The sequence below is a fragment of the Ruminococcus bromii genome (genome assembly GCF_002834225.1).
In the GTDB taxonomy this organism is placed as follows: Bacteria; Bacillota; Clostridia; order Oscillospirales; family Acutalibacteraceae; genus Ruminococcoides; species Ruminococcoides bromii.
Genome location: NZ_NNSR01000041.1, coordinates 1 through 26,655 on the forward strand (window position 1 = coordinate 1; position 26,655 = coordinate 26,655).

At 43.3% G+C, this 26,655-nt stretch carries 26 protein-coding genes; 18 read left to right on the plus strand and 8 right to left on the minus strand.

What is annotated here, in order from left to right; all coding sequences use genetic code 11:
• Positions 1-122: 122 nt before the first annotated feature.
• On the plus strand, positions 123-1,247 hold the full coding sequence (locus RBATCC27255_RS04325) for an IS481 family transposase (protein ID WP_169923245.1): 1,125 nt from the start codon (positions 123-125) through the stop codon (positions 1,245-1,247).
• 307 nt (positions 1,248-1,554) lie between these two features.
• On the opposite strand, the gene RBATCC27255_RS04330 is transcribed toward RBATCC27255_RS04325, so the two are convergent.
• Complete coding sequence (locus RBATCC27255_RS04330; protein WP_015522813.1) at positions 1,555-2,502, minus strand: D-2-hydroxyacid dehydrogenase; 948 nt, start codon at positions 2,500-2,502, stop codon at positions 1,555-1,557.
• A 112-nt stretch (positions 2,503-2,614) separates the two neighbouring features.
• On the opposite strand from RBATCC27255_RS04330, the gene RBATCC27255_RS04335 reads away from it, so the two are divergent.
• Together RBATCC27255_RS04335 and RBATCC27255_RS04340 are read left to right on the plus strand one after the other, a co-directional pair.
• Positions 2,615-3,325, plus strand: a complete 711-nt coding sequence (locus RBATCC27255_RS04335) for an HAD family hydrolase (protein ID WP_169923250.1) — start codon at positions 2,615-2,617, stop codon at positions 3,323-3,325.
• A 203-nt stretch (positions 3,326-3,528) separates the two neighbouring features.
• Positions 3,529-7,296 carry a phosphoribosylformylglycinamidine synthase gene (locus tag RBATCC27255_RS04340; RefSeq protein WP_101028906.1) on the plus strand — a complete coding sequence of 1,256 codons (3,768 nt, stop codon included), beginning with the start codon at positions 3,529-3,531 and terminating at the stop codon, positions 7,294-7,296.
• Between the two features lie 364 nt (positions 7,297-7,660).
• Here RBATCC27255_RS04340 and RBATCC27255_RS04345 read toward each other — a convergent pair whose 3' ends face one another.
• The 3 genes from RBATCC27255_RS04345 to RBATCC27255_RS04355 all read right to left on the minus strand — a co-directional run bounded on the left by RBATCC27255_RS04345 (position 7,661) and on the right by RBATCC27255_RS04355 (position 10,197).
• Positions 7,661-8,629: a biotin--[acetyl-CoA-carboxylase] ligase gene (locus RBATCC27255_RS04345; RefSeq protein WP_101028907.1), complete on the minus strand. Its 969-nt coding sequence runs from the start codon at positions 8,627-8,629 to the stop codon at positions 7,661-7,663.
• A 76-nt stretch (positions 8,630-8,705) separates the two neighbouring features.
• Complete coding sequence (locus RBATCC27255_RS04350) at positions 8,706-9,305, minus strand: ECF transporter S component (RefSeq protein WP_101028908.1); 600 nt, start codon at positions 9,303-9,305, stop codon at positions 8,706-8,708.
• 124 nt (positions 9,306-9,429) lie between these two features.
• Positions 9,430-10,197: a type III pantothenate kinase gene (locus tag RBATCC27255_RS04355; RefSeq protein WP_101028909.1), complete on the minus strand. Its 768-nt coding sequence runs from the start codon at positions 10,195-10,197 to the stop codon at positions 9,430-9,432.
• A 241-nt stretch (positions 10,198-10,438) separates the two neighbouring features.
• On the opposite strand from RBATCC27255_RS04355, the gene RBATCC27255_RS04360 reads away from it, so the two are divergent.
• Both RBATCC27255_RS04360 and RBATCC27255_RS04365 read left to right on the plus strand, forming a co-directional pair.
• Positions 10,439-11,287, plus strand: coding sequence for a transketolase (locus tag RBATCC27255_RS04360; RefSeq protein ID WP_101028910.1), 849 nt, complete (start codon positions 10,439-10,441; stop codon positions 11,285-11,287).
• Positions 11,287-12,237, plus strand: coding sequence for a transketolase family protein (locus RBATCC27255_RS04365; RefSeq protein ID WP_101028911.1), 951 nt, complete (start codon positions 11,287-11,289; stop codon positions 12,235-12,237). The genes RBATCC27255_RS04360 and RBATCC27255_RS04365 overlap by 1 nt, the downstream gene beginning before the upstream one ends.
• Positions 12,238-12,387: 150 nt before the next feature.
• Here RBATCC27255_RS04365 and RBATCC27255_RS04370 read toward each other — a convergent pair whose 3' ends face one another.
• The 4 genes from RBATCC27255_RS04370 to ylxM all read right to left on the minus strand — a co-directional run bounded on the left by RBATCC27255_RS04370 (position 12,388) and on the right by ylxM (position 14,743).
• Positions 12,388-12,621, minus strand: a complete 234-nt coding sequence (locus tag RBATCC27255_RS04370) for a KH domain-containing protein (RefSeq protein ID WP_015523346.1) — start codon at positions 12,619-12,621, stop codon at positions 12,388-12,390.
• A 23-nt stretch (positions 12,622-12,644) separates the two neighbouring features.
• Complete coding sequence (gene rpsP, locus RBATCC27255_RS04375; RefSeq protein ID WP_101028912.1) at positions 12,645-12,890, minus strand: 30S ribosomal protein S16; 246 nt, start codon at positions 12,888-12,890, stop codon at positions 12,645-12,647.
• A 91-nt stretch (positions 12,891-12,981) separates the two neighbouring features.
• Positions 12,982-14,382, minus strand: coding sequence for a signal recognition particle protein (gene ffh / locus RBATCC27255_RS04380; RefSeq protein WP_101028913.1), 1,401 nt, complete (start codon positions 14,380-14,382; stop codon positions 12,982-12,984).
• 10 nt (positions 14,383-14,392) lie between these two features.
• On the minus strand, positions 14,393-14,743 hold the full coding sequence (gene ylxM / locus RBATCC27255_RS04385) for a YlxM family DNA-binding protein (protein WP_101028914.1): 351 nt from the start codon (positions 14,741-14,743) through the stop codon (positions 14,393-14,395).
• Positions 14,744-15,220: 477 nt separating this feature from the next.
• Here ylxM and RBATCC27255_RS04390 point away from each other — a divergent pair, with 477 nt between their 5' ends.
• The 13 genes from RBATCC27255_RS04390 to coaD all read left to right on the plus strand — a co-directional run bounded on the left by RBATCC27255_RS04390 (position 15,221) and on the right by coaD (position 26,604).
• A complete protein-coding gene (locus RBATCC27255_RS04390; protein WP_101028938.1) occupies positions 15,221-16,177 on the plus strand; it encodes a PhoH family protein in 957 nt (318 codons plus the stop codon).
• Positions 16,178-16,232: 55 nt separating this feature from the next.
• Entirely contained in the window at positions 16,233-16,748 is a 516-nt protein-coding gene (gene ybeY, locus RBATCC27255_RS04395; protein ID WP_101028915.1) for an rRNA maturation RNase YbeY, read from the plus strand.
• A 28-nt stretch (positions 16,749-16,776) separates the two neighbouring features.
• A complete protein-coding gene (locus tag RBATCC27255_RS04400) occupies positions 16,777-17,271 on the plus strand; it encodes a diacylglycerol kinase family protein (protein WP_101028916.1) in 495 nt (164 codons plus the stop codon).
• A 50-nt stretch (positions 17,272-17,321) separates the two neighbouring features.
• Entirely contained in the window at positions 17,322-18,239 is a 918-nt protein-coding gene (gene era / locus RBATCC27255_RS04405; protein ID WP_015523353.1) for a GTPase Era, read from the plus strand.
• A 105-nt stretch (positions 18,240-18,344) separates the two neighbouring features.
• Positions 18,345-18,518 (plus strand): hypothetical protein, encoded by a 174-nt coding sequence (locus tag RBATCC27255_RS10440; protein ID WP_021882932.1) that lies wholly within the window; start codon positions 18,345-18,347, stop codon positions 18,516-18,518.
• The gene (recO, locus tag RBATCC27255_RS04410) at positions 18,469-19,215 is read left to right on the plus strand and encodes a DNA repair protein RecO (RefSeq protein WP_101028917.1); all 747 of its coding nucleotides are present in this window, start codon (positions 18,469-18,471) and stop codon (positions 19,213-19,215) included. Before RBATCC27255_RS10440 ends, recO begins: the two co-directional genes overlap by 50 nt.
• A gap of 145 nt (positions 19,216-19,360) precedes the next feature.
• Positions 19,361-21,724, plus strand: a complete 2,364-nt coding sequence (locus RBATCC27255_RS04415) for an endonuclease MutS2 (protein WP_101028918.1) — start codon at positions 19,361-19,363, stop codon at positions 21,722-21,724.
• A gap of 38 nt (positions 21,725-21,762) precedes the next feature.
• A complete protein-coding gene (rimM, locus tag RBATCC27255_RS04420; RefSeq protein ID WP_101028919.1) occupies positions 21,763-22,278 on the plus strand; it encodes a ribosome maturation factor RimM in 516 nt (171 codons plus the stop codon).
• On the plus strand, positions 22,268-22,960 hold the full coding sequence (gene trmD / locus RBATCC27255_RS04425) for a tRNA (guanosine(37)-N1)-methyltransferase TrmD (protein ID WP_101028920.1): 693 nt from the start codon (positions 22,268-22,270) through the stop codon (positions 22,958-22,960). The genes rimM and trmD overlap by 11 nt, the downstream gene beginning before the upstream one ends.
• A 263-nt stretch (positions 22,961-23,223) precedes the next feature.
• Positions 23,224-23,487 carry an HPr family phosphocarrier protein gene (locus tag RBATCC27255_RS04430; RefSeq protein ID WP_015523358.1) on the plus strand — a complete coding sequence of 88 codons (264 nt, stop codon included), beginning with the start codon at positions 23,224-23,226 and terminating at the stop codon, positions 23,485-23,487.
• A 93-nt stretch (positions 23,488-23,580) separates the two neighbouring features.
• Complete coding sequence (gene uvrC, locus RBATCC27255_RS04435) at positions 23,581-25,425, plus strand: excinuclease ABC subunit UvrC (protein ID WP_242958573.1); 1,845 nt, start codon at positions 23,581-23,583, stop codon at positions 25,423-25,425.
• 148 nt (positions 25,426-25,573) lie between these two features.
• The gene (rsmD, locus tag RBATCC27255_RS04440) at positions 25,574-26,122 is read left to right on the plus strand and encodes a 16S rRNA (guanine(966)-N(2))-methyltransferase RsmD (RefSeq protein WP_101028940.1); all 549 of its coding nucleotides are present in this window, start codon (positions 25,574-25,576) and stop codon (positions 26,120-26,122) included.
• Positions 26,119-26,604 carry a pantetheine-phosphate adenylyltransferase gene (gene coaD / locus RBATCC27255_RS04445; RefSeq protein WP_101028921.1) on the plus strand — a complete coding sequence of 162 codons (486 nt, stop codon included), beginning with the start codon at positions 26,119-26,121 and terminating at the stop codon, positions 26,602-26,604. The genes rsmD and coaD overlap by 4 nt, the downstream gene beginning before the upstream one ends.
• The last annotated feature ends 51 nt before the right edge of the window (positions 26,605-26,655 follow it).

Genomic DNA, 26,655 nt, shown 5'->3' on the forward strand with positions numbered 1-26,655 from the left:
TGTGCAGTGTAGTAACATAGTATACAACAGTGCAAAGACATAGTATACAGTTTTATGATAAAATAAATGGCAAGAAAATAGCAAATGAAGGAGCTGTTTTTATGCCGTGGGAGTGTAAAACTGTGGAAAAACAAAGATTAGAATTTGTTACAAAAGCATTAGAAACAAATAATTTTAGTGCTCTATGTCGGGAATATGAAATCACACGCAAAACCGGTCGCAAGTGGGTTGATAGATTTAAACAGGGACTGCCCTTAACTGATATGTCACGCAGACCATTATGTTCTCCTAACAAAACGCCTGACGACATTGAAGAATTAATCGTTTCTGTTCGTTTCGATAACCCGGGTTGGGGTGATGATAAAATTAAAATTTTTCTTGAAAATCAAGGGTATAAAAACATTCCTTGTCCAAGAACCATTACTAACATTCTTCATAAACACCAACTCATATCTGAAGAGGAATCTCTCAAAAGAAAGCCTTTTAAACGCTTTCAGAAAGAACATTGCAATGATATGTGGCAAACTGATTTCAAGGGAGAGTTTTTAACTGCCGATAATCGTTATTGCTATCCATTGACTATTCTCGATGACAGCTCACGATACTCAATCAAAATAGCATGCTTTCCTAACACTAAAAATGTCGTTATTAACGCTTTTAAGCAAGCTTTTTATGAGTTTGGTATGCCATCAAGCGTACTTTCTGACAATGGTTCTCAGTTTGCAGGTTTTAAACATGGATTTACTATGTTTGAAAAATTCCTTATGAACAATGACATTCTTCCCATACATTGCAGAATTAAACATCCGCAAACACAAGGAAAAATTGAACGGTTTCATGGCAGTATGAAAAGAGAACTTTTAAATCATAATCTATTCAAGAACTTGGATTACGCTGACAAGGCTCTGCAAGAGTGGCGAACTAAGTATAATTGCCTGCGACCTCATGAAGCACTTGGAAACAAATGTCCTGCCGATGTCTATACTCACAGCGAAAGGATTTTTGCTGACAAGGTGGAGCCGTTTGAATATGAACCCGGCTTTAAAGCCATAAAAGTAAATTCGTGGGGATATGTCCGTTTTCAGAATTTTCAATTATATCTTAGTGAAACTTTCATCAATGATTATGTTCAATTCAGACCTAATCCAAACAATGATTCATTTCTTGTTTGCTATCGCAATTTTGTTATTGCTGAGTATGACTCGTCATCTGGCAAGCGTATTCACCGCAAGATTTCAAGACTGTGAATTTGTATACCATGTCCTTGCACAGGTGGTTACCATGTTGCACTTGACACACGGTTCGCCCCTACATTATTTCGGTAACTGTATCTCATTTATACAGCTTATTTTCATCATAAATTTTCTGCCGTTACTTGGCGGGCGTCCAATGAACGCCCCTACAGAATTGTGCGAACGGTTGCAATGTTACGCTCGGGCATAATATGTTTTTTGACATTACAAACTGTCTTCCCGACATTAATTTTCCATTTTCAATTTTCAATTTTACATTTAATTAAAGCTGTCTTCACGAACATAAAAAGTCGGCTCACCGTTAATTTACTTTGTTTGTCGGAGTTCCGTTCAGAAAATTTTTGATGTTGTCCGAAACTATGCCCATAAGGCGTTCTCTGGTTTCAACGGGCGCCCATGCGATGTGGGGGGTGATGATGCAATTTTTTGCACCCATAAGAATGCAGTCCTCAACCATAGGCTCAACCTTGAGGGTGTCGATTGCCGCACCGCCGAGGTGACCGCTTTCGAGTGCCTCAAGCAAATCTTCTTCAACCATAACACCGCCTCTTGCCGTGTTTACGAACAATGCACCCTGTTTCATTTTGGCAAAGGCATTTTTGTCAAACATATTTTCCGACTGTGGATTTAGCGGACAATGAACGCTTACAATGTCGCTTGTTTCAAGAAGTTCGTCAAATGAAACATCTTTGATTCCGTCAATATTTTTCGGAGTTCTGCTCGATGCGATTACATTCATATCAAAAGCGCTTGCAATTTTTGCAACAGCCTTTCCGATGTTTCCGAGTCCGACAATGCCGAGTGTTTTGCCTGCAAGTTCATTCAGCGGATATACAAACGGTGAAAAAGTTTTGCTTCTTTTCCACTTGCCGTCCTGAACAAACCGATTATATTCCGCAGTGTGATTGAAATGTTCAAGAATGAGTGCAAATGTGTGCTGTGCAACCGCATTTGTTGAATATGAACCTGCGTTGCAGACGGTTATGCCGTTTTTGGTGCAGTAGTCAAGGTCAATGTTGTTGTAGCCTGTTGCAAAAAGTCCTATATATTTCAGATTTTTTGCAAGTCGCATTGTGTGCGAATCAAGCAGAGTTTTGTTGCACACAACGATATCTGCATCTGCAATTTTCTCCGCAACCTCTTCATATTTCAAAAGACCGAATGACTCAACCTCGCCGAACCGATTAAGCACATCGGCATTTACAATATCGTCAAGAACAGTCTGTGCGTCTGTTAAAACTATTTTCATCTTATCACCTCGTTTTTTACTGACTATAGTATATACCGAAAATTTTTTCCTTGCAATCCAAATCAAAATTTTGTATAATATTTGTGCATAAATTGAAAGGAACGGTATGTTAATGTATAAAAATTATCTTTTTGATTTGGACGGAACTTTGCTTCCCATGGATATGGAAAAATTCGTAAAGCTGTATTTTTCATCGCTCTGCAAGCGGTGCACTCCTGTTATAAAAATCGAACCCGACGCCCTTATAAAGGCTATGTGGGCAGGTACTGACGCTATGACAAAGAACGATAACAGCCGTACAAACCGTGAAGTTTTCTGGGAAACAGCAGGCAAAGTCAGCGGTGCCGACCTTGAAAAGTTTGATGACCTTTTTACCGATTATTACGAAAACGAGTTTATCGTTCCGAAAGATGCTACAAGCTTTACTCCTTATGCAAAGAAAAGCATTGATTTCATAAAGAAAAACGGCGGCAGACTTATTGCCGCAACAAATCCGATTTTTCCGTTTGTTGCAACAAAACGCAGACTTGAATGGGCAGGAGTTTCTCCCGACGATTTTGAACTTGTTACAACATATGAAAACTTTGGTTGCTGCAAGCCGAATCTCAAATATTTTGAAGAAATCTGTAAAAAGCAGGATATCAAGCCCGAAGACAGCATTATGATCGGCAACGATGTTGACGAGGATTTGTGCAGTGCAAAACTCGGCTTTGATACATACCTTATTACCGACACAATTGTGAACAGAGATAATAAGGATTATTCAGACTACAAAAACGGCAGTTTTGAGGAATTTTACAAAGATTTTCTCAAAGGCGATTAAATATGATTATATTGTGCGGTCAGACGGCATTTTGCTTTGTCTGACCGCTTTTTCTGTGTGCATTTAATTTTACTTTTACAGAATACCTTTTAATGCCTTAAATGAAATAAAAAAATAGTCGAATGTGGTATTATGTGATGTGATACAGGTTATCAGACGGGATTTATTTTGTTTTATATCTTAATTAAGCAGGTGAATGAATTATGTCAGAAGTAATCAGAATTTTTGTTGAAAAAAAGGATGGCTTCAATGTTCTTGCAAAGCAGACGCTTTGGGACATCCGCCACAACCTCGGTATGAAGTCTGTCGAAGATCTTCGTTACATTGTGCGTTACGATCTTGAGGGACTTACTAAGGAAGAATATGACAAGGCGAAAACCATTGTTTTGTCAGAGCCTAACGCCGATGTAATCTATGAAGAAACTCTCCCCGTTGAGGACGGCTGGAAGGTATTCGCAATGGAGTATCTCCCCGGTCAGTACGATCAGCGCGGTGACTCTGCCGAGCAGTGCGTTCAGCTTCTTACTCAGGGTGAGCGCTGTAAGGTTCTTACAGCAAGAGTAATTGCTCTCAAGGGCAATATTACAGATGAAGAGCTTGTAAAGGTTGAGGAGTACCTCATCAACCCTGTTGAAAGCCGTCTTGCATCTCTTGAAAAGCCAAAGACTCTTGATATGGAAATTCCCGTTCCCGAAAATGTTAAGAGGGTAGAGGGCTTCATCGGTTGGAATGACGATGAGATGCAGAAGTATTACGATTCAATGGGCTTTGCAATGACACTTGCAGACCTCAAGTTCTGCCGTGATTACTTCAGAGATACAGATCACCGTGATCCGTCGGTTACAGAACTTCGTGTAATTGACACATACTGGTCGGATCATTGCCGTCACACAACATTCCTCACAAGACTTGAAGAGATTGAGATTGAAAAGTCTGCTCTCGGCAAGGTTATCGAGGATGCACTCAGCGAGTATTATGCAACCCGTGACGAGGTTTACGGCAAGGATACAAAGAGAATCGTTTCACTTATGGATATGGCTCTCATCGGTATGAAGTCACTCAAGAAAAAAGGACTCATTCCCGACCTTGACGAAAGTGAAGAAATCAATGCCTGCTCAATTCAGGTTCCCGTTACTATAGATGGAAAAACAGAACAGTGGCTCGTTCAGTTCAAGAACGAAACTCACAACCACCCGACAGAAATCGAGCCTTTCGGCGGTGCCGCAACCTGTCTTGGCGGTGCAATCCGTGATCCGCTTTCAGGCCGTTCATATGTATATCAGGCTATGCGTGTTACAGGCTCGGGCGATCCGACAATTCCTTTCAAGGACACAATGCACGGCAAGCTCCCTTCACGCAAAATTACAACAGGTGCCGCTCAGGGTTACAGCTCATACGGTAACCAGATCGGTCTTGCAACAGGTCAGGTAACCGAGCTTTACGATCAGGGCTATGTTGCAAAGAGAATGGAAATCGGTGCTGTTATCGGCGCATCTCCAAAGGAAAATGTTATCCGTGAAACTCCTCTTCCCGATGATGTAATCGTACTTCTCGGCGGAAGAACAGGCCGTGACGGCTGCGGCGGTGCAACAGGCTCTTCAAAGGCTCACGATGAAAGCTCAATCGAAACCTGCGGTGCAGAGGTTCAGAAGGGTAATCCTCCTACAGAAAGAAAAATTCAGCGTTTGTTCCGCAATCCCGAAGTTGCAAAGCTCATCAAGAGATGCAACGACTTCGGTGCAGGCGGTGTTTGCGTTGCTATCGGTGAACTTGCCGACGGTCTTACGGTTGACCTCGACAAGGTAACAAAGAAATATGACGGCCTTGACGGTACGGAGCTTGCTATATCCGAAAGTCAGGAAAGAATGGCTGTTGTTCTCGATAAAAAAGATGTTGACAAGTTTATTTCACTTGCATCAAAAGAAAACCTTGAGGCTACAGCCGTTGCGGTTGTAACCGAAAGTCCTCGTCTTACAATGAACTGGAGAGGCGACACAATCGTTGACCTCAGCCGTGAGTTCCTCAACACAAACGGTGTTACTCAGGTTGCCAAGGCTTATATCGAGGCTCCGAAGTGGGAAGGCTGCTACCGTAAGGTTGCTCCCGCAAAGCTTAAAGATATGCCTGCTGACGAGGCATTCCTTGAAAATATGTCAAGACTTGAAGTTTGCTCACAGATCGGTCTTGCAGAAAGATTTGACGCATCAATCGGTGCGGCTACGGTAATTATGCCGTTCGGCGGTAAGAATCAGCTCACCCCTCAGGAGGCTATGGCTGCAAAGATTCCGCTTGAGAAGGGCGAAACAGACGATGCAACGGCAATGAGTTACGGTTATATCCCCGGTGTTTCACGCTGGAGTCCGTTCCACGGCTCTGCTTATGCAGTTGTTGAGTCGCTTTCAAAGCTGCTTGCAATCGGTGCAAACCCGATGACAGCAAGACTTACATTCCAGGAATATTTTGAAAGACTTAAAGATGTTCCTTCCCGTTGGGGCAAACCTGCCGCAGCACTCCTCGGTGCTATGCAGGCTCAGCTCAAGCTCGGACTTCCGTCAATCGGCGGTAAGGACAGTATGTCGGGTACATTTGAGGACATTGATGTTCCGCCTACACTCGTAAGTTTTGCCGTTGCAATGACAAAGGCATCAAAGACAATTTCAACAGAATTCAAGAACGCAGGTTCAAAGGTTATCTTTGTTCCCGTTCCCGAAAATAAAGAAACACTTATGCCTGTATGGGATAAGCTTATCGAAATGTACAACGCTGTTTATGCTCTCTGCGAGGACGGCAAGGTGCTTTCTGCATCGGTTGTTAAAGAGGGCGGTACTGCCGCAAGCGTATGTAAGGCTTGCTTCGGTAACGGCTTCGGCTTTAAGTTTGCAAACGAACTCACAAATGACGAGCTTTTCGCTCCGCTTTCAGGTTCGCTTGTTATCGAACTTGCAGACGGTGCAGAGCTTTCAAACGATGTTCTTCACTATGACCTCGGTACTGTTACGAACGATGCAAAGATTACGGTAAACGGCAAGGAAATCGAACTTTCCGCACTCCTCGAAAAGTGGACTGCTCCGCTTGAAAAGGTATTCCCGACAAAGGCTGAAGTGCCTGAAATCGAAGTTGATGTTCCGCTTTACAGCGAGAGAAATACATCTTCACCTGCAATCAAAACTGCAAAGCCTACTGTATTTATCCCTGTATTCCCGGGTACAAACTGCGAGGTTGATACGGCAAGAGCATTTGATAAAGCAGGTGCAAATGTTGAAATGCTCATCGTCAAGAACCTTTCTTCAAATGACATTGAGGAAACAATTGACGAAATGGAAAAGCTCATTGCAAAGTCACAGATGATTATGCTTCCGGGCGGTTTCTCAGGCGGTGACGAGCCTGACGGTTCAGGTAAGTTCATTGCAACAACATTCCGCAACCCGAGAATTGCAGAGCAGGTTAACAACCTTCTCAAGAATCGTGACGGTCTTATGCTCGGTATCTGTAACGGATTCCAGGCTCTTATCAAGCTCGGACTTGTTCCTTACGGCGAAATCAGAGAGCTTAAAGCAAATGATCCGACGCTCACATTCAACACAATCGGCAGACATATTTCACATATGGCTTACACAAGAGTTACTTCCGTTAAGTCACCGTGGTTTGCAAATGTCAACGCAGGTGATGTGTTTGCTGTTCCCGTGTCACACGGTGAGGGCAGATTTATGGCTGATGTTGAAACTGTAAAGGAACTTGCAAAGAACGGTCAGATTGCAACGCAGTATGTTGACCTTGCCGGCAACCCAAGCAGCGACATTGAGTTCAACCTCAACGGTTCTGTTTGTGCAATTGAGGGTATTACATCACCTGACGGCAGAGTTCTCGGCAAAATGGGACACAGCGAGAGAAAGGGCGAAAACCTTTACAAAAATGTTCCTTTTGCAAAAGACCAGCAGATTTTTGAAAGCGGCGTAAAATACTTCAAGTAATTTATAACCGAATATTTTATATAAAAACTAAGGACATCCGTTTTTCGGATGTCCTTGTTGTTTGTGCGGTACAGTAAGCAATAATATTGTATTTTGATTTTGTTTGATTTGGTTTTGCAACCGAATCAAATGGCGAACACGGTTCGCCACTACTGTATGGCAGTAGCTTTGTGACATTGAAATATAATTGGCAATGTTACGCTCGGGCATTTATAGCTTTGCATTTGTAAAACTGTCTGCACGAACGGGGGACGGCGACACGCAGACAATAGATGACTTACCGTAATCGGAGATGTTGCGCTCGGGCATTTATAGCTTTGCATTTGAAAAACTGTCTGCACGAACGGGGAACGGCGACACGCCGTTAATAAATGCCTTGAACGGTGACTTCGCCTGAATTGATAAGCTTGGTGGTTTTGTCTGGAAGCTCGGCAATAAGCTCGCCGTTACGGTTAATTCCTACGGCTTTGGCTTTTACGGATCTGCCGTTGCGGCTGAATGTTATGGTTCTGCCGATTGTTGCGCAAAGGCTTGTGTATTCTTTTAACGCAATGTCGGAGAGTTTTAAACCGTTTTTGATAAATTCTTCCTCAATGTGATTAAGTACACTGGCAAAGAATTTGTTCTTGTCAAAATGACCGCCTGTTGCAAGATAAATTGAAGTTGCCTTTTCTTTGATGTCATCGGGAAAATCCTGAGTATCGGCATTGATTCCGATGCCTGTAATTACATATTCAACGGCGTCAAATTCGGCACTCATTTCGGTTAGAATACCGACAAGCTTTTTCTTGCCGATGATGATATCGTTCGGCCATTTGATACGGCAGTCAAGTCCCGTGAACTCTCTGACAGCCTTGCAGACTGCAAGACCTGCAAGCGGAGTGATTGACGATACCTCGGACGGGGCAATCTTAGGTCTTAACAAGAATGAAAAGGTGATGCTGTCATCCTTTTTTGCTTTCCAAACTCTGCCGAGCCTGCCCTTGCCCTGAGTTTGTTCTCTGGCAACGGCAACCGTGCCGTTTTCGCAGCCGTCTGCGCCAAGCTTTTTGAGGTAATCGTTTGTTGAACCCACCTCGTCAAGGACGATGAGGTTTTTGCCGATTACAGAGGTTTTCAGGTATTTTTTTATTGCAGACTCGTTGAGGTGCGGGGGATAGGCAACAAGGCAGTATCCGCGGTTTGTTACAGAGTCGATTTTGTAACCCTGTTCCTTGAGATTGTTCATCGCTTTCCACACAGCCTGCCTTGACACACCAAGCTGTTCGGAAATTTCACTGCCCGAAACATAACCGTCTGTTTTTGTTAAAAGTTCAAGAATTTTTTTTTGCATAACATCACCGATTTTAAAATATAATGTAAAAAATTACGGACGATTCTAAACAAAATCGCCCGTTTTTGAATGTTAATTATTTTGTGCGGTTCTTCTGAACAACATCGACTACTCTTACAATAACAGGGTTTACGATAAGGTTTACGCCAAGTTCAATAATGAAATTGATACCTGCAAGTGAAATAAGAGCATAGTAAACAATGTCTGTGCCGCCTGCCCATACTTCGAGAACAGGTCTAAAGAAGAGAAGTAAGCCAAGAATAAAGATGCCTGTGTTTACAATAGGTGAAACAATGCCTGCAAGTGCGGCTGCAACAATTGAGTTCTTTTTGCTTATTGCACGGTAAACAACACCCGAGCAAAATCCTGCGGCTGTACCTTTAAGCATACAAACTACAATGCACATAAACGGATTTGCGTTCCATACCATTGCACCGCCGAGATCAACGCCGAAGATGCACATGAGAACTACAACCGCGCTGAATACCGCTCCGAGATATGCGCCTGCACCCTTGCCGTAAATAGCCGCACCGATTACAATCGGGATAAGTGCAAGTGTGATTGATACGGGTTTCATCGGGAAGAAGCTTGCAAGTACCTGTACAACAATGATGAGCGCTGTAAGAATTGCAAGTCCTACAAGTTTGTAAGTCTTTTGTGTTTCTGTCTTATTCATAAAAAATTCCTCCTGCTGTTTCCCTGCTCATTTTCCGCAGGTGAAACGCAAATAATATTTACAAGGGGAGAACCCCGTTGCATCAAATTAATAATTCAAAAACAAGTTGTATATTAAATTGTCTTTATTTTTTATTTCTCCCGTAAATAATTTTGAGTCCGTCAAGAATAATATTCTCATCAAAGATAATATCGTGACGGCAGTTTTTGATTGCAAGCGGAGCAAGACCGCCTGTTGCAATAACCTTGCATTCTTTCCTGCATTCCTCGGTAAACATATCAACCATTCCGTCAAGCATACAGGCTGTTCCGAACATAATTCCCGAACGAATGCAGTCGGATGTGTTTGACGAAATTACCTTCTTTGGAGCTTTCATATCAACCGATGACAGCAATGCACCGTGATTTGTGAGTGCGTCAAGCGAAATTCCCATACCGGGGGCAATTGCACCGCCGTGATACGCGTTGCTTGCGTCAACATAGACAATTGCGGTTGCTGTTCCCATAAAAATCATAATGAGAGGACCACCGTATTTTTCACACGCTCCCACACAGCCGGCAACGATATCTGCACCCAAGGTTTCGGGATGTTCTATCTTGATGTCAAGACCTGTCTTGAGTCCCGGACCTATGAGCAGACTTTTTTTGCCTGTAACGGTCATAATCGCACTTCTGAGGTTATATGTAAATTTCGGAACAACAGAGCTTATAATAGCGCCGTCAATGCTTTTTGCGTCGATGTTATAAATCTGCAAAAAAGTGTAAAGCTCAACGGCAAGCTCGTCGCTTGTTTTGTTTTCATCGGTTGAAAAACGGAGTTTGAATTTTAAATTATCTCCGTCAAAAATACCGAGCTTGACATTGGTGTTTCCGACATCGGCCGCAAGCAGCATTACTGTTCCCTCCAAACGGTTTTCATAAATAAGCTCTTACAAAAGTTTAGATTTAATCGTACTTTACTTTGCTTATTATATCATAAAAAATTATTTCTTCAAGGGTGAATTTAAGGAATTTATCCGATTTTTGGAAAATCCGAAAAAATTGTTGAAATTTGCGTTGAATTGTGTATAATTGAAATAGGTGCGCAGACACGGTCAAGTACTGCGCAAAATTCTGAAAGGAATGGTTTATTAAATGGATAGTTCAGAAATCAAGCAGCTCCAAATCCTTGCTGCAAAGTCAAGAATGGGCGCAATTCTCGGCACTTACCACGCCAAATCAGGTCATCCCGGTGGATCGCTTTCTGCAGCAGATATTTTCACATATCTTTACTTTAAGGAAATGAATGTTGATCCTAAAAATCCTGATATGCAGGACAGAGATCGTTTTGTTCTTTCAAAGGGTCACTGCTGTCCGGCTCTTTATGCAACACTTGCACTCAAGGGCTTTTTTGAATGGGACGAGCTTACTAAGCTCCGCCATGTGGGCGCAATGCTTCAGGGCCATCCCGATATGAAGGGTACTCCCGGTATTGATATGAGCACAGGCTCACTCGGTCAGGGCATTTCGGCTGCCTGCGGTATGGCGCTTGCGGCTAAGCTTGATAACAAGAGCTATCGCACATATACGGTTCTCGGTGACGGTGAAGTTGAAGAAGGTCAGGTTTGGGAGGCTGCAATGTTTGCCGCTCACAACAAGCTTGACAACCTCGTTGTAATTGTTGACCAGAACGGACTTCAGATTGACGGTACTGTTGAAGAGGTTGCAGGCATTGAACCTCTCGATAAAAAGTTTGAAAGCTTCGGCTTTGAAGTAATCAAAATTGACGGTCACGACTTTAATCAGATTGAATCGGCTCTCGAAAAGGCTAAGACAGTAAAGGGCAAGCCTACTGCAATTCTTGCAAAGACCGTCAAGGGCAAGGGCGTTTCATTTATGGAAAATCAGGTTGGCTGGCACGGCACTGCTCCAAACAAGGAACAGTATGAACAGGCTACTGCCGAGCTTCAGGCTGAAATTGACAGATTGGAGGGCAACTGCTGATGGCACAGGTTATTAAAAAGGCTACAAGAGAAAGCTTTGGTATGGCTCTTTGTGAGCTTGCAAAGACAAATAAGGATATTATCGTTTTTGACGCAGACCTCGCAGCTGCTACAAAGACAGGAATTTTCAAGAAAGAATTTCCCGACAGATTTTTTGACTGCGGTATTGCCGAGGGCAATATGGTAGGTGTTGCGGCAGGTATGGCTGCGGCAGGCAAAATCCCCGTTGCAGCATCATTTGCAATGTTTGCAACAGGCAGAGCATTCGAGCAGATTCGTAACTCTGTTGCTTATCCTCACCTCAATGTTAAGATTGCCGGCAGTCACGCAGGCATTTCAACAGGCGAAGACGGTGCTACTCATCAGTGCCTTGAAGACATCGGTATTATGCGTACAATTCCGGGTATGGTTATTCTTAACCCTGCCGATCATTACGAAATGATGGCTGCTACAAAGGCAGCAATTGAGTACAAGGGTCCTGTTTATATCCGTCTTGGCAGACTTGCAATCGACAGCTTTAACGATCCCGATACCTATACTTTTGAACTCGGCAAGGGCATTACTCTTCACGAGGGCAACGATGTGGCTGTTATCGCAACAGGCCTTGTTGTAAACGAGGCTTTAAAGGCTGTTAAGGAGCTTGAAGCAGAGGGTATCAACGCTCGCCTTATCAATATCCACACAATCAAGCCTATTGACAGAGATATCATTATTAAGGCTGCAAAGGAAACAGGCAGAATCATCACCGTTGAGGAACATAATGTTATCGGTGGTCTTGGCGACGCTGTTTGTGATGTTGTAAGCGCAGAATGCCCTGTTAAGGTTACAAAGATTGGTGTAAACGATCGTTTCGGTTACAGCGGTCCTGCTCTTGAGCTTCTTGACAAGTTCGGTCTTACACAGCCGCACATCGCAAAGGTTGTCAGAGATGTCGTTAAAGAGGATAAATAATTTCTGAATTTATTTAATAATTGCAAAATATCAGCGGTCGGTTTGTTCAAGCCGACCGCTTTTTGTATGTCAGATGTCTGCTCAATAAAATTTGAGCAATATTAAAAGCCCCCGAAATTTCGGGGGCTTTTGTTCGGTTATGACCGTTAATCAGTCAATTTCAACCATAATTTTTTCTTCACTGCGGATAGCTGCACTGCGGGCAATTGTGCGGATAGCCTTGGCAATTCTGCCCTGCTTACCGATGATTCTGCCCATGTCGTTTTCTGCAACATGAATATGGTAAACAACTGTTCCCTCTTCGTTGGGAGCATCTGCTTCAACTGATACGGAATCTGGATCGTCAACAAGACCCTTTGCGATAACTGCAAGTAAATCCTTCATTGTTTGTCCTTTCCGAAGCGCAATTATTCAATTACGCCGTTCTTCTTGAGAAGAGCCTTTACTGTGTCTGTTGGCTGAGCGCCGTTAGCAATCCATTTCTTAACTGCTTCAACGTCAACCTTGAACTCTGAAGGCTTCTTGAGAATATCATATGTGCCGATTTCTTCAATGAAACGACCGTTTCTCGGATATCTTGAATCTGCAACTACTACTCTGTAGAAAGGAGCCTTCTTTGAACCCATTCTTCTAAGTCTGATCTTTACTGCCATAATGTTCACCTCATAAAAATTGTTAATTTATATTCACCAACCGTAATTGGATGAAAAACTTTGTTTTTGTTTAATGTTTGATAAATGTTAATTATTTGAACGGAGGCATTCCGTCAGGACCGCCCATGCCGCCCATTCCGTTCATCGGCATACCGCCGAGCCCCGGAAGACCTTTCATTTTTCTTCGTTTCTTAGAGCCTTTTCCGCCCTTTGTCATCTGACGCATCATCTTCTGCATTTGGTCAATCTGCTTGATAAGTCGGTTGACTTCTTCAATGCTTCTGCCCGAACCTGCCGCAATTCTGCGCTTTCTTGACGGATTCATAATGTGTGGATGACTTCTTTCTTCGGGGGTCATTGAAAGGATAATTGCCTGAACCCAGTCAATCTGTCTGTCGTCAATGTCAACGCCCTCAAGCTGTTTTCCAACGCCCGGAATTTTTGAGAGAATGCCCTTGAGCGGTCCCATTTTCTTGACCTGCTCAAACTGATCGTACAAATCGTTAAAGTCGAATTTGTTGCTCATCATCTTCTGAGCCATTTCTTCGGCTTTTTCGGCATCCATTTTATTCTGTGCGTCCTCAATTAGAGTAAGCACATCACCCATGCCGAGAATACGGCTTGCCATCCTGTCGGGGTGGAAAACTTCAATATCGTCAAGCTTTTCGCCTGTACCTGCAAATTTAATAGGTCTGCCTGTAACAGCCTTTACCGAAAGTGCCGCACCGCCTCGAGTGTCACCGTCAAGCTTTGTTAGAATAACACCCGTAATGTCAAGAAGCTCGTTAAAGCTCTTCGCAACATTAACTGCGTCCTGACCTGTCATCGAGTCGATAACAAGCAAAATTTCGTTTGGCTCAACTTCTTTTTTGATGTTTTTAAGCTCATCCATAAGAGCCTCATCAATATGAAGCCGACCTGCGGTATCGAGAATAACAACATCGTTGCCGTAGTCTTTTGCACGCTTAATTGCCTCTTTTGCAATCTTAACGGGATTTGCTTTTCCCATTTCAAAAACAGGAACGCCTGCCTTTTCGCCGACAACCTTCAACTGGTCAATAGCGGCGGGACGGTAAACATCACAAGCCGCAAGAAGCGGACTTCTGCCCTGTTTTTTGAGCATTTTTGCAAGCTTTGCCGTGTGGGTTGTTTTACCTGAACCCTGAAGACCGCACATCATAATGACTGTCGGTGGCTTTGACGCAAACTCAATTCGTGCGTCCTCGCCGCCCATAAGGCTTGTAAGCTCCTCGTCAACAATCTTAACAACCATCTGTGCGGGAGTAAGACTCTGCATAACATCCTGACCGACGGCACGCTCTGTTACTTTGTTTGTAAAGTCCTTTGCAACCTTGTAGTTTACATCGGCCTCAAGAAGTGCGAGTCGAACCTCTCGCATTGCTTCCTTAACATCTTTTTCAGAAAGCTTGCCTTTGTTTTTCAGTTTTTTGAACGCATTGCCAAGCTTATCTGCAAGTCCTTCAAACGCCATAAAAACTCCTTTAATCCTTCAGCGAGCCTGATTTTCGGATAATAACATCCGCAAGCTCTGTGATTTGCATATCCTGTGAAAGTTCTTTTATTTCAAGTGCAAGAGCCGAAATCTCGTCAAGCCCCTGCTCAAGCTTACTGAACTGTTTGAACAGACCGAGCTTTTCTTCAAACTCAAAAAGCTGCTGCTCACTGCGCTTGATACTGTCACGCACACCCTGCCTTGTTATTCCCATTTCATCGGCAACCTCCGCAAGCGATAAATCTTCGTTATAATAAAGATCAACCGCCCTTTTGCCCGAGGGCTTTAAAAGCTCGCCGTAAAAATCAAACAAGAGGGATACTTCAATATTTTTTTCCATATTTGACAGCTCCCGTGATTGGTCTGTGTCTGTAAAGAGATTTTCTTTACACCTGTGATATTATAATATATGCTCGACTGTTTGTCAAGCCTTTAAAGCGGATTTCTGCAATGCGTTTACCGAAATGACAAAAGCAGAATAAATTTTGACAAATTTTTAAAAAACTATCAGAAATTGTACGGTTGTGTCATAAAAAAGACGATATTGTAGAATTTTTGGTGAAATCCGATAATTAAAACGAGCCTGTTACAATGTGATTTTGACAAAAATTACGAATGATTGATGATTATATTTCTAACCCTTACAAATGAGGGGGCTATGTGCAGTTTAGTTTTCGTCATTTTTCACAAAAATTAAATTTTTAGTAAAAAAGGCTATTTTTCTCGTGTATTTTTTGGTGAAATGTGTTATAATTGTTTTGAATTATTGAAGAAACAGGAGTTTTGCTTTACGGAACAGATTATAAATATCGACAGAATGGAAAATGCTGTAGCACTTTTTGGCAGTTTTGACGAGAATATTAAGCTGATTGAAAAGGAATTTAATGTTCGCGTCACCTGTCGCGACAGTGAACTGAAGGTTGAGGGCGATGCGGAAAACACGGCAAAAGCCTGCAAGGTTATTGAGAGCCTGCTGCAGTTCATCAACCGAGGTGAGGCGCTTTCCGAGCAAAATATCCGCTACTGCATTTCGCTTGTCAATGAAGGCAGCGAGGACAAAATAGAACAGCTTGCGGGCGACTGCATCTGTATTACTTCAAAGGGAAAGCCCATTAAGCCGAAAACCATCGGTCAGAAGCGCTATTGCTCGCAGATTGCGAAAAATACCGTAACAATCGGCGTAGGTCCCGCCGGTACGGGCAAGACCTACCTTGCCGTTGCAATGGCTGTTACGGCCTTCAGAAGCAAGCAGATTAACCGAATTATTCTTACAAGACCTGCCGTTGAAGCCGGTGAAAAGCTTGGCTTTCTTCCCGGTGATTTGCAGAGTAAGGTTGATCCGTATCTTCGCCCCCTGTATGACGCATTGTTCGATATGCTGGGTGCAGAAACATATCAAAAGTATGTTGAAAGGGGCAACATTGAGGTTGCGCCCCTTGCGTATATGCGAGGAAGAACGCTTGACGACAGCTTTATAATTCTTGACGAGGCTCAGAATACTACGAGAGAACAGATGAAGATGTTCCTTACCCGACTCGGCTTTAACTCGAAAATGGTAATCACAGGCGATATTACGCAGATTGACCTTCCGAACGGTGCAAAGAGCGGTCTTAAGGATTGTATAAAAATTCTAAAAAATATTGACGATATCGGCACTTGTTTCTTTGATGAAAAGGATGTTGTCCGTCACCGCCTTGTTCAGGATATTATCAAGGCGTACGCAAGGTTTGAAAGCAGCAATAACAATTTGCGCGGCAGTAATTCCAAAAACTAATATTGTATAACTAATCCGAACCTTAGGATTAAAAATAACGAAAGGACGATCACATATGGCAGAACACAATAAAATCAGAGTAATTATCACAAACAAACAAAAAGCAGTTAAAATTCCGACGGGTATAAGAATGTTGGTTCGCCGCTGCTGCAATGCGGTTCTCCAGCTTGAAAAATTTGAAGGTTCTGCTGAAATCAGCGTTACTTTCACGGATAACGAGGGCATCAAGGCTCTTAACAAGCAGTATCGTGACAAGGACATTGAAACCGATGTTCTTTCTTTCCCGATGGGCGAAAACGGTGTTTATGACACCAATCCCGAAACAGGCGCACAGATTTTGGGCGATGTTGTAATTTCAATGGAAAAGGCAAGAGATCAGGCAGAGCTTTTCGGTCACAGCCTCCAGAGAGAGGTTGGCTATCTTACCGCTCACAGCGTTCTTCATCTTCTCGGTTATGACCATATGGAAAAGCTTGAAAGGGTAAGAATGAGAGAAAAAGAAGAGCTTGTTATGGAACAGCTCGGTCTTCCTGCATCATCAAGCTACATAGTTGACGACGATATGGCTTGATGCAGTTTAAACAGTTGTATTTCGGGATATGAAGAAGCAAATCAAAAGTTTTAAAAGTGCATTCAAAGGCTTTTGTTCAGCCGTAAAAAGCGAAAGTCATATGAGATTTCACCTTGTTGCGACATTTTATGTTTTCGCTTTCGGCTGCTTTTACGATTTTTCTGCCGAAAAATGGGCGTTGCTCGCCGTTTTATGCAGCTTTGTAATTGTACTTGAACTCGTCAATACCTGTGTTGAAAGGCTCTGCGATTTGCTTTGTGACAGATATGATTTTTCTGTTAAGATTATCAAGGATATTGCAGCCGCAGCCGTGCTTGCCGTGTCGTTTTCGGCTGTGTTTACGGCTGTGCTGTTCTTTCTCAATTTTGAAGTAATAGGAAAAATATTTTTGTATTTTGCAAATAATCCCGTTATGCTGGGTTTGCTTATTTTGTCTGCGGTGATTTCTGCCGTCTTTGTATGTGCAGGTCCCGTAAAGGTGAAAAATGCAATTTTGAGTATCAAAAGAAAAGATAAACATTAACAAAAGGGGCGGCATTTTAGCAGCCCCCGATTTTTGTATAGTGAGGTAATATGTTAAATACAGATAATAAAGATAAATCCGCATTTATTGCCATTGTCGGCAGACCTAATGTGGGCAAAAGTTCAATTCTCAACAGACTTATGGGACAGAAAATTGCGATTGTTTCAAGCAAACCGCAGACTACCCGCAACAGAATCACAGGCGTGCTTACTCAGGGCGAATATCAGCTTGTTTTCTTTGATACACCGGGTATGCACAAGCCGAAAACCTCTCTCGGCAAGTATATGGTGCGTTCCGTCAATGAATCCGTGGGCGGTGTTGACTGCTGTATGCTCGTTGTTGAGGCAGGAAAAGAACCGGGTGACACAGAACTTAACCTTATTGAAAAGTTCAAGTCAATGGAAATGCCGGCAATCCTTGCAATCAACAAGATTGACACTCTCAAAGAAAAAGAAGAACTTATGAAACAGATTGCCCGTTACAGTCTGCTCTACGATTTTGACGCAGTTGTTCCCGTGAGCGCACAGGACGGCAACGGTATGAACGAACTTCTTGATGAGCTTAAAAAGCAGGCAGGCGAGGGCGGTCATTTCTTTGATGACGATACCCTTACAGACCAGCCCGAAAGAGTTATTGTTGCCGAAATTATCCGTGAAAAAATTCTCCGCCTTTGCGACAGGGAAATTCCGCACGGCACGGCTGTTGTAATCGAAAAAATGAAAACAAGGGATAACGGTATGCTTGATATTGACGCTACTATTTTTTGCGAAAAAGAAACCCACAAGCGTATTATTATCGGCAAAAACGGCTCAATGCTCAAGAAAATCAGCACATTTGCCCGTCAGGATATCGAAAGGTTTTTCGATTGCAAGGTATTCCTACAGACATGGGTAAAGGTAAAAGAGGATTGGCGAAACCGTGCCCAGATTCTTCAGAATTTCGGCTATGACGAAAAGAATTTCGACTGATAAATCTGATTTTTATGCGATTTCGGTACACGATTTGACACAATGTCAGATTTTTCATAATATAATAAACGGCGTCCGTGAAACACTAACTGCGGAGGTGTTTTTATGGATAACTGGAGTGCGTGGCAAATATTCTTTACCACGGGAAGCGTTCTTGATTACATTCGCTACAAAAGTATTCAGGATGCCAAAGACACGGGTGCAATCACCGTGAACAGGGAGGAAACCGATGAAATTCCGAACAGAGGGACTGATTATAAAGGAACAGAATATCGGTGAGCAGGACAAGCTCGTTTTTGCTCTCACAAAGTCAAACGGTGTAATCCGTGCATTTGTAAAGGGTGCAAAAAACATCAAAAACGGCAAATGTGCGGCGGCATCTCTCCTCTCATATTCCCGACTTACAATTTATAAAGGTCGGGAAAGTTACATAATCGGCGAGGCACAGCCGATTCGCATTTTCTCAAAGCTCCGCAGTGATGTTACAAAAATGTGCCTTGCACAGTATTTTTGTGAACTCGCTCTGACAATTTGTCCCCGTGAGCAAAAGGCAGACTCATTTCTGAGTCTTGTGCTTAATTCGCTCTACCTTTTGTCGGAGGACAAACGCAGTGCAGACCTCATCAAGCCGTGTCTGGAAATGAGGCTTGCAAGTATGGCGGGCTATATGCCCGACCTGAGAATGTGCAGAGAATGCGGAGAATACATTACTCCGCTTATGTACTTTCTGCCACGCATAGGCGCTATTGAATGTGCCAATTGCAGAACGGATATGTCAGAACCTGCAATCGCTCTAAACGAGGGAACGCTCACGGCGCTTAGGCATACTGTTTATGCCGATGACGACAAGTTGTTTTCGTTTGCACTGCCGAAGGATGACCTTGTTGTGCTGAATGCGGCAAGCGAAAGTTATCTTAAATACAGATTTGAAAAAGACTTTAAAACGCTTATTTTTTACAAAACAATAAGCAGTTAATCAGACAATGCAGTTTTGTGTGAAAATGACTTATTTATTTGAAACAGAATGGCTGAAAACTGTAGGGGCGCTCATTGGGCGCCCGCGGGCGGATAATATCCGCCCCTACGGTCACAAAATTGCAATTATTGAATTTGGTAGAATTATGAACAGACATTACAAAACACTTGAACTTGATAAAATTCTCGAAAAGCTTGCGGGGATGACTTCGATTGAAGACGCTCACGAAATGGCTTTGAATCTTGAACCCGTGTTTGAACTGAAAAAGGTTGAACAGCTTTTACAGCAAACCGATGACGCAGTTGCGTTAAGCGGAAGATTCGGCGCACCGTCATTCGGCGGTGCCGGAAATTGTTCGGGACATTTACGCAGAGCACAGGCAGGCGGTTGCCTTACCACAGGCGAACTCCTGTCGGTTGCATCAACGCTCAGAACAATCCGCACGGTCAAGGAGTGGCACTCACGCTCAGGCGGAGGAGCAAGCTCTCTTGACGGTTATTTCAGCGGACTTGTTTCCAACAAGTTTCTTGAGGACAAAATCACCTCGGCTATTATAAGCGAGGAGGAAATTTCCGATAAGGCAAGCCCTGTTTTGTCGGATATAAGAAGAAAAATCCGCACAGCCTCCTCAAAGGCTCGTGAGGTACTGGATAAAATTATTCACAGCTCAACATACATAAAGTATCTTCAGGATACTATCGTCACACAGCGTGACGGCAGATATGTTGTTCCGGTAAGAAGTGAATGCAGAGGTAATGTTCCGGGTCTTGTACACGACACCTCGTCAAGCGGTGCAACCGTGTTTATTGAGCCTATGGGCGTTGTTCAGGCAAACAATGACATCAAGCTTTTGCAGTCAAAGGAAGAACAGGAGATTGAAAGAATTCTCTTTGAGCTTTCCGCAAATGCAGGCGAGTTTGCCGACAGCATTATCCACAGCTACAAGAACCTTGCACAGCTTAATTTGATTTTTGCAAAGGCCGACCTTGCGTATTCAATGAAAGCGTCAAAGCCGATTATGAACGACAGAGGAATGATTGAGCTGAAACAGGCGCGTCATCCTCTTATCGACAAAAACAAGGTTGTTCCCGTTGATGTTATGCTCGGAAAAGAGTTTGACACGCTTGTAATCACAGGTCCTAACACGGGCGGTAAAACCGTAACTTTAAAGACAATCGGTCTGCTCACGCTCATGGCAATGTGCGGACTTCTCGTTCCGTGTGCCGACAACAGCGAGCTTTCCGTGTTCAGAAGGGTGCTTGTGGATATCGGTGACGAACAGAGCATTGAGCAGTCGTTGTCAACCTTTTCGGGACATATGACAAATATCGTTCAGATTATAAAGCTTGCAAACGCAGGCTCGCTCTGCCTTATTGATGAGCTCGGCGCAGGAACAGACCCTGTCGAGGGTGCGGCTCTTGCAATTGCAATTCTTGAAAGACTGCGTGACAAACACGCAAAAATCGCTTCAACAACCCACTATGCGGAGTTAAAGGAATTTGCTCTGCGTACTCCCGGAGTTGAAAACGGCAGTTGCGAATTTGATGTTGCAACTCTCAAGCCGACTTACCGACTTCTCATCGGTGTTCCCGGCAAGAGCAACGCGTTTGCAATTTCAAAAAGACTCGGAATAGATGATGAGATAATCAGCCGAGCAAGCGAACTTGTTTCAAACGAGAACAGACAGTTTGAAGATGTTGTTGAAAAGCTTGAAAAGCGCCGTCAAAGCCTTGAAAAACAGCTCGAAAACGCAAACAGACTTACTGCAAAGGCTAATACCGAAAAGCAGAAAGCAGAAAACGAAATGCAGAAGGCAAAGCAGCGTGCGGAGCGTGAGATTGAAAAGGCAAGGCAGGAGGCTCAGCGTATTATTTCACGCACAAGAGCACAGGCCGACGCAGTTGCCGAAGAACTTGAAAAGGCGAGAAAAGCCAAGGATATGAGCGTTCAGGCAAGGACACAGCTTAAGAAAAATATTGACAAAATGGAGGCTCATGCCGATCCTGTCAAGGCTCGCAATACTCCCGATGAGGAGTACAAGCTGCCAAGACCGCTCAAGGTCGGCGACACGGTTCTCATTTACGATATTGACAAAAACGCAACTGTACTTGCACCGCCGAACAAGGACGGTGTTGTGCTTGTTCAGGCGGGTATAATCAAAACGAGGGTTGATATTAAAAATCTTCGTTTGCTCAAATCAAACAACAAGCCCGCAAAGGACAGATTTTCAAGCACAAGAAATGTGCCGAGCAGAATGGATGTCCGCCCCGAAACGGAGGTTGATGTCCGTGGTGAAACTGCCTTTGACGCAATCAATATTGTTGACAAGGCTATTGACAATGCCGTGCTTTCGGGTGTGAGCAAAATGACGATTATTCACGGCAAAGGCACGGGCGTGCTTAAGCGTGAAATCAACAAGTATCTTAAAACAAACAAAGCCGTCAAAAGTCAGCGACTCGGTGTGTTCGGCGAGGGCGAAGACGGTGTTACAATCATTGAATTAAAGTAAAATCCGACTGAATTTATTTTGTGGAATTTGAGGTAATTATGAAAAAACAGTTTCTTGATTCGGGAAAAATCGTGGGTACACACGGCATAAAAGGCGAGGTCAGAATTGACCCGTGGTGCGACTCTCCCGAATTTCTCTGTGCCTTTAAAAAGCTGTGGCTTGACGAAAACGGAACAGAGTTCATCGAGGTGAAATCCCGTCCGCACAAAAATATCGCTCTTGCAAAAATCAAAGGTGTTGACACAATCGAGGCAGCTGAAAAATACAGAGGCAGGATTGTCTACATTAACCGTGACGACATCAATCTTGCGGAGGGCGTTCACTTTGTTCAGGATCTTATCGGTCTTGAGGTTAAGGATGCCGGCAGCGGCAGAGTCTACGGCGAAATTTCCGATGTTTTGCGTACAGGCGCAAATGATGTTTACGAAATCAAAGACGCTGACGGCAAGACATACCTTGCTCCAGTAATTGATGATGTTGTAAAAGAAATCAATGTTAATGACGGCTATGTTCTTATTGTTCCCATGAAAGGAATTTTCGACGATGAGGATTGATATTATAACGCTTTTCCCCGAAATGTTTGAGCCTGTTTTAAACGGAAGCATAATCGGCAGAGCACAGAAAAGCGGTGTGCTTGAAATCGTGTGTCACCAACTGCGTGATTACGCTTTTGACAAGCACAAAAGAGTTGACGACACTCCCTACGGCGGCGGAATGGGAATGCTTATGAAAGCCGAACCCATTGCCCTCTGCTTTGAGGATATCTGCAAACAAATCGGCAAAAGACCGCATTTTGTCTATATGTCACCGCAGGGCAAAACATTGAAACAGCAAAGACTTCGTGAGCTTGCCGATGTTGAAAATATCTGTATTCTCTGCGGTCACTATGAGGGTGTTGACCAAAGACTTCTTGACGAGTTTATTGACGAAGAAATTTCAATCGGCGACTATGTTCTCACGGGCGGAGAAATTCCCGCAATGGTATTTGCTGATGCACTTTCAAGAATGGTTCCGGGTGTGCTTTCCAACAACGAATGTTTTACCGAGGAAAGCCATTTTAACGGACTCCTTGAGTATCCGCAGTACACAAAGCCGTCAGTCTGGAGAGGCAAAGAAGTTCCAGAAGTGCTTATGAGCGGTCACCATGCAAACATTGAAAAGTGGAGAAAAGAAAAGAGCATAGAGGTGACTGCCCTCAAGCGTCCCGAAATGCTTGAAAAATATGACGGAAAGTGAATTTTGCGGACATAATCTAACTGTAATTACATAAAATAAGACAAGGAAAATCATACGAAATACCGTATCTTTACGATAAAAACATAATATTTTGTAAAAATGCACAATAAACGGGGGGATAAATTCTCTCAAGGTGCATATTAACACGAAATTAATTTATTGTATTGACCTTGTTCGGAAAAAAGATTATAATACATATTAAATTGAGCCGCAGTTTGCAGGCATTGGTGGTTAAAAAATTAAAGGCAAAGAGGGTTTTAAAAATGTATGTTAAGGAAGTATTAGTACAGAATAAAGCCGGTTTACACGCTCGTCCGGCAACTTTCTTTATTCAGAAGGCTAATGAATATAAGTCAACTATCTGGGTTGAGAAGGAGGAGCGCCGTGTGAACGCAAAGAGCCTTCTCGGCGTATTGTCCCTCGGTATTATCGGCGGCACTACTATTAAGGTAATTGCTGACGGTTCTGACGAAACTGAAGCAGTTGAGGGTCTTGTTTCTCTCGTTGAGTCAGGCTTTGCTGAATAATCAGCTTTAAATTTTGCAAAATATCAAGGGGCGGTTTTCCGCCTCTTTTTTGTTTCTTTCAAACAAATCGAAATCTGAAAAGGCGGTGATTTTGTGAATCCGAAAATGTCACAGCTTCGTAAAAAAGCAATGGCGCTTCCGCTGTTGCCGGGTGTGTACATCATGCACGACAAAAGCGGAAAAATTATATATATCGGCAAGGCAAAGGCTCTTAAAAACAGAGTCAGCCAATACTTCGGTTCACAGAATAACCATGCCGAAAAGGTTCGCAGAATGGTTGACAATGTCGATGATTTTGAATATATCATCACGGACAGCGAGTTTGAGGCACTCATTCTTGAATGCAGTCTTATCAAACAGCACACCCCGAAGTATAACATTCTGCTTAAAGACGACAAGGGCTACAGCTATATAAGAATCAGCTCAGGTGATTGGAAAAAGCTGTCATATACATTGCAGAAAAAGGATGACGGAGCGGAATATATCGGTCCGTACAAGAGCAGTTACTATGTAAAAAATGCCGTTGAGGAGGCCAACAAAATCTTTATGCTCCCAACCTGTAACCGCCAATTTCCGAGAGATTTCAGAAAGGGCAGACCGTGCCTTAATTATCACATAAAGCAATGCATGGCTCCGTGTACAGGCAGAGTAAAGCTGAAGGACTACAACGAAAATCTTAACCGTGCTCTCGAATTTTTGCGTGGCGGTTCAACAAATTCAATAAAAAAGCTGACCGAAGAAATGGAAGCTGCCTCAGAAAATCTTGAATTTGAAAGGGCGGCGTCAATCAGAGATATAATAAAATCCGTCCGTAAAATGAGCGACAAGCAAAAGGTTGTTGCAACAAAAATTGATGACGGCGATGTTATTGCAGGCTTTTCGGATGACGGCAAAACCTGTTATCAGGTGTTCCGTTTTGAGGGCGGAAGACTTTTTGACCGTGAAAGCTTTGTGTTTGACAGCGGTGAAAGTGAATCCGAAACCGAAGAATTTTTATTGCGGTATTACACTCTGCGTGACAGTGTGCCAAAGAGCATTGCAATTGACAGGGAATTTGACGGCATGGAAGAAATTGCCGAATGGCTCTCGCAAAAGCACGGCAGTAAGGTCGGCATAACGGTTCCGCAGAGGGGTGACAGGGCGCAGCTTGTGGCAATGTGCAAATCGAATGCCGCAGAAACCCTTGCACAGAAAAAGGGCGCAACCGTTCGTGAGTACAATGTGCTTGAAGAACTGCGTGATTTGCTCGGACTTGAAAAGCTGCCCGAATATATCGAATCCTACGATATTTCAAACCTTGCAGGCACGGAAAATGTTGCAGGTATGATTGTTTATAAAAACGGCAAACCGCTCAAATCGGCTTACAGAAAGTTTAAAATCAAAGGCTTTGAAGGACAGGATGACTTCGCATCCATGGCGGAAGTTTTGACAAGACGATTTGACGAATATTATAAAAATCCCGATGAAGAAGAGGGCTTTGGGAAACTCCCCGATCTTATACTGCTTGACGGCGGTAAAGGTCAGGTTGCGGCTGTAAAAGAGGTTTTGCAGAGTAAGAATATTGATGTTCCGCTGTTCGGTCTTGTAAAGGACGATAAGCACAGAACCCGTGCCGTAACGGGCGAGGGCGGAGAAATTGCGCTCAGTCCCGGACGGTCGCTGTTTGCGTTCCTCGCAAAAATGCAGGACGAGGTCCACCGCTTTGCAATCGGCTATCACCATTCAAGACGAAGTAAAAATACATTCAAAAGCTCGCTTACAGGCATTGATGGCATAGGCGAAGTCAGAGCAAGGTCGCTTCTCAAGTATTTCAGAACGATTGAAAACATCTCAAACGCAGACCTTGCAGAGCTTGAAAACGCTCCTAAAATGACAAAAGACGCCGCACTTGCGGTGTTTAAATACTATCATCCGCTGAATGACAGCAAAACAGAGTAAAATATTGTTGTAAAATGTCTTGTAATGTGTTATACTAAAGTTTGCAATTGCAGACGGTTGCACAAAACTTAACTTTTTTCGGCAATGCCGTATGCCTGCTTGCGGTGTTGTTTTATGATTTTGCAGGCGGAAAGGCTGCGTGTGTTTTATGAGAGTTATTACAGGCTCCGCAAGAGGCAGACGACTCGAAACCCTTGAGGGTGAAGATGTAAGACCGACAACCGACAGAATTAAAGAGGCTGTTTTTTCGATTATTCAGTTTGAAACCGAGGGCAGAAATTTTCTTGACCTTTTTGCAGGCTCGGGACAAATGGGTATTGAGGCTTTGAGCAGAGGTGCAAAGTCGGCAAGCTTTGTTGACAATGCAAAAAAATCGCTTGAAACGGTAAAAAGAAACCTCAAGGCTGTAAAGCTTGAAAATTCGGCAAAGGTTTTTGCAATGGATTTTCACAGCTTTCTTTCGATGAACTCACAGCGTTTTGATATTGCGTTTCTCGATCCTCCTTACAGAACGGGAATGCTGCAGGATGCCCTTGAGCTTGTTGTCGATGCGATGAACGATACGGGTGTTATCATTGCGGAAAATCCTCTTGACGAAGAAATTTTGTCGAATTACGGTGATTTTGTACTTGACAGACAGTATCGCTATGGTAAAATAAAAATAACTACATTCAGACATAAGGATTTTCAAAGATGAACAAAACAGTGATTTGTCCGGGAAGTTTCGATCCCGTAACGCTCGGACACCTTGATATTGTCACGAGAGCGTCAAAGCTTTTTGACCGTGTAATCGTGGGTGTGCTTGTCAACTCTTCAAAAAGTCCTATTTTCTCAATTGAAGAGAGAATTGAACTTTTAAAGGAGGTTACCGGGCATCTTGATAATGTTGAAGTAGTAGGCTTTAACGGCTTGCTCGCACAATATTGTGAGGAACACGGTGTTGACGCAATTGTTAAGGGACTCAGAGCTGTGACAGACTTTGAATATGAATTTCAGATGGCGCTTACCAACAAAAAGCTGAATCCGAACCTTGAAACCCTGTTTTTAACTGCTGAAGCGGATTCGATGTATCTCAGCTCGAGTATGGTTCGTGAGATTGCCTCAATGGGCGGCGACATCAGAAACTTTGTTCCTGCGTGCATTCATGACAGAATTGTGGAAAGACTGAAAAATAATTAAGCGTTTGTTTTTTTAATTAAAGATGGATTAAACCAAACATATAAGGAGTGG